A 3,715-nucleotide genomic window follows, 5' to 3' on the forward strand; every position below is an offset into this window, starting at 1 on the left:
GCGTCGACCGAATCGAGCGTGATCTCCGCTCGTTCGGGAACCAGTTCCGACCAGTTCTTGCGCGACGGATCATCCACCGGCGCGGTCATCAGCCGAAACAGCGGAGCGCCTTCGTTGGTGCGGATCAGGAACCGGTCGCCCGCTGCGGGACTGTGGTGGTGAGTGACGTAATATTCGATGCCGTCGCGGCGCGGTTCCAGGACGCGGAATGGCTGCTCCGGGTGGTAAGCGTCGAGAAAGTGCGTTTCCGAAGTCTTGCTCGCGTTGACCGAATCGATGATCAGAAAACGCTTGCTCAAGGTGCGGTGAACTTCGAAGGTGAACTGCGGATCGGGTTCCGCGAAGACGACTTCGTCTTCGTTTACTGGCGTTCCAAGCACGTGACGATGCACTTTATCGGGCCGGTGCGTTTCGTCGAACGTCGAATAGAACAGCGTGCGATTTTCGCCCGCCCAGTTGAGCCCGAAGCTGGTGTTGGGGATCGTGTCGGCGAGCCGTTCGCCGGTCGTCAGGTTCTTCACGTGGATCGTGAAGCGCTCGGATCCGTCGTTGTCGACCGAGTAAGCCAGCAGGTTGTGATCCTCCGAAAGATCGAGACCGCCGAGCGAGAAGTACTCTAAACCTTCCGCGAGTACGTTGCCGTCCAGCAGCACTTCTTCCGGCGCTTCAAGTCCGCCGCGCTTACGGCACCAAATCGGATACTGCTTGCCTTCTTCCGTCCGCGTGTAGTAGAAGAACGAGCCGTCGCGCACCGGAACCGAGAGATCCGTCTGTTTGATGCGGCCGAGGATCTCGGTGTAGATTTTCTCTTCGAGCGGTTTGGCGGGCGCCATCACCGCCTCGGTGTAGGCGTTCTCCGCTTCGAGGTATTCGATCACGGCGGGATCTTCGCGATCCCGCATCCAGTAGTAATCGTCCGTGCGGACATCGCCATGCAGCGTGAACTGCTTCGGGATCTTGCGCGCAATCGGCGGGTTCATAGGAAGGGCTGTTCGAGAGATCCGCTCTGCGGCGTGAAGAGCCGCGCGCCATCTTCCGTGATATGCATGTCGTCTTCAAGACGCACTCCAAACTCGCCGCGAATATAGATGCCGGGTTCATCGCTGAACGTCATGCCGCGAGCGAGCGGCAGCGAATTGCCGCGCACCAGATAGGGCCACTCGTGCCCGTCCATTCCGATGCCGTGTCCCAGGCGATGCGAGAAGTACGCGTAGTCAGGCCCATAGCCCGCATCGCTGATCACCTTGCGCGCGGCGGCGTCGACCGATCCGCACGGCACTCCCGGTTTGGCCGTCTGCAAGGCCGTGCTCTGCGCGCGGTGTACGATGTCGAAGACGCGCTTCATCTTGTCCGTAGCACGCCCCACCACGAACGTGCGGGTGATGTCGGATTGATAGCCCTCGACCGTGCATCCATCGTCGATCATGACGATCTCGCCTTCGCGAATCACTTGCGGCTGCATGGACCCGTGCGGCAAGGCCGAATACTGTCCGACCTGCACGCTGGCTTCACCGGGAAACCCGAGCTGGTGGTAGGCCGAGGCGATCAGCGCGCCGAAGTCATGCTGCGTCATCCCGGCGTGCAGACGCTTCCACGACCATTCATAAGCCTGAAGCGTGACCGCATTCGCGAGCTGCATCAACGCCAGTTCGTGCGCGCTCTTGATGGCGCGGCATCCGGCAGTTACCGCCGTGGCACTTTGAATCGTGGCTTGCGGGAGCGCCTTGGCGATTCCGTCGGCAAACACAAACTTGACGGTCTCTTCGATGCCGATTCGCCCGGTCGCCATGCCGTGTTCCTTCAGAGCGAAGCCCACGCGCTCATACGGACTCTCGTCTTCCTGCCAGATCAAAACCTGACGACGCTCCGGCCCGAGACCCGCCGTAATCTGTTCGCGCGCTCGTTCCTCTTCGAATGCGGGTGAAACGAAGAAGGGCTCGCCGCGTTGGGGAATGATCATGGCGAATAGCCGCTCGCTGTTCCACCAGCGGATTCCCGTGAAATACACGAGCGATGTGCCGCCGGTCAGCACAATCGCGTCGAGCTTGTTCTCCGCCATGAGCTGCTGGGCGCGAGCCACGCGTTCCAATCGCTCGGGTGTTGTAATCGGCTTCGCTTCAGACGAACGGTTCGGCAGCGCGTCGTCCGCCCGCAACAACACGGGAGCCGCGGCCACCGCGCCCAGCAAGCCGCGCCGCGTAATCGCGCGATCAGCTTTCATCGAGATAGCGCCGGATCTGCGCGGCTTCGTCTTCGGATAAACGGAATTCCAGCGCGCCAATCACGCCATCCACCTGCCCGGCGTTGCGCATCCCCACAATCGCCCCGGTCACCGCCGGATTGTGCAAAGCCCACGCGATCGCCACTTCGCCCGGCGTGCGTCCATGCTGCTTTCCGATCTCCTTCAGTTTCTCGGCCAATTCCAGATTGCGCGAAAGCTTCGGCTCCTGAAAATCCGGCAGCCTGCGGCGGAAATCGTCGTCCGGGAAATTCGCCACGCGCTCTTTGGTCATGCCGCCCGAAAGCAATCCGTTGCGCATCGGCGAGTAGACGATCACGCCGATGTTCTGCTCTTTGCAAAACGGCAGGATCTCTTTTTCGACATCCCGCACCAGCATGGAATACGGGGGCTGCAGCGACGTGATGGGCGCGATCTTCTGCGCGCGTTTCATCTGCGCCACATTGAAATTCGAAACTCCGATCCAACGCACCTTGCCTTCGGCCTGCAACTCGGCGAGCGCCGTCCAGCCTTCTTCGATGTCTTCGTCGGGCTCAGGCCAGTGGATCTGGTAGAGATCGATCACGTCGACTTGCAACCGACGCAGACTGTTCTCGCATTCCATGCGCAGCGAATCGCGCTTCAGACTCTTCTTGATGGCGCGGTCTTCACCCCACACGCGCTCGCACTTCGTGAACACATACGGCTTGCGGCTCAGCTCCTTCAGTGCGCGGCCGGTGACTTCTTCTGAATGCCCGAGTCCGTAGACCGCCGCGGTGTCGATCCAATTGACTCCTCGATCGACGGCTTCCCGGATGGCCGCGATGGAATCATTGTCGTCCTGCGGTCCCCACGCGAACGCCCATCCGCCGCCGCCCATCGCCCATGCGCCTACGCCGATCGGCGTGATTAAGAGATCGCTATTACCCAAAGGTTTTGTCGACATCGTCGATTTGCAGTTTAGCGAACCGAATCGAATCGACCGGTTCGGATGGCTGCGGCTACGGCGTCGATATCCGGGGCGAGCGGGCGATCTTCTTCGAGCTTGGGAACGATCTCACGCACCATCGAGAACGCCGCTTCCACACCGGCGCCGGCGCGCAGCGGCCGCCGGAAGTCAATCCCTTGCGCCGCGCACAACAACTCAATCGCCACGACTTTCTCCATATTTTCGACACTCGTGCGCAGCTTCAACGCGGCCGTCATGCCCATGGAGACGTGATCTTCCTTGCCTCCCGATGTCGGCAGGTTGTCGACGCTCACCGGATGGGCCAGAATCTTGCATTCGGCCAGCAGACTTACCGCGCAAACGTGCGCGATCATGAAGCCCGAGGACACGCCCGCATGCGGCGTGAGGAATGCGGGAAGACTCTCGTTGAGGTCCGGATTGATGAGGCGGTCGATACGGCGCTCGCAGATGCTGCCCAGGTCGGCGAGCGCGATCGCGGCGTAGTCCATCGCTAAGCCGAGCGGCGCGCCGTGGAAGTTTCCGCCGGA

3 protein-coding genes and 1 pseudogene are annotated in these 3,715 nt (G+C 61.3%); all 4 read right to left on the reverse strand.

Features of this window, described 5'->3' with window-relative positions:
• Window positions 1-980: pseudogene (locus tag H1Y01_RS01815) on the reverse strand (S9 family peptidase); the annotation flags it as partial.
• The gene (locus H1Y01_RS01820) at window positions 977-2,221 is read right to left on the reverse strand and encodes a M24 family metallopeptidase (protein ID WP_180538386.1); all 1,245 of its coding nucleotides are present in this window, start codon (window positions 2,219-2,221) and stop codon (window positions 977-979) included. The pseudogene H1Y01_RS01815 and the gene H1Y01_RS01820, both read right to left, overlap by 4 nt.
• Window positions 2,211-3,164: an aldo/keto reductase gene (locus H1Y01_RS01825; protein WP_180538387.1), complete on the reverse strand. Its 954-nt coding sequence runs from the start codon at window positions 3,162-3,164 to the stop codon at window positions 2,211-2,213. Before H1Y01_RS01825 ends, H1Y01_RS01820 begins: the two co-directional genes overlap by 11 nt.
• 14 nt (window positions 3,165-3,178) lie before the next feature.
• Window positions 3,179-3,715, reverse strand: a 537-nt coding sequence (locus H1Y01_RS01830) for an aromatic amino acid lyase (protein WP_180538388.1), incomplete at its 5' end; no start/stop codon positions are given.

Origin of the sequence: Nevskia soli, from assembly GCF_903970205.1 — a bacterium.
Classification (GTDB): domain Bacteria; phylum Acidobacteriota; class Terriglobia; order Bryobacterales; family Bryobacteraceae; genus Bog-113.

Bases quoted from the DNA above. Each gene is read 5' to 3' on its own strand.
- H1Y01_RS01820 (WP_180538386.1), bottom strand. From the start codon at position 2,221: ATGAAAGCTGATCGCGCGATTACGCGGCGCGGCTTGCTGGGCGCGGTG.
- H1Y01_RS01825 (WP_180538387.1), bottom strand. From the start codon at position 3,164: ATGTCGACAAAACCTTTGGGTAATAGCGATCTCTTAATCACGCCGATC.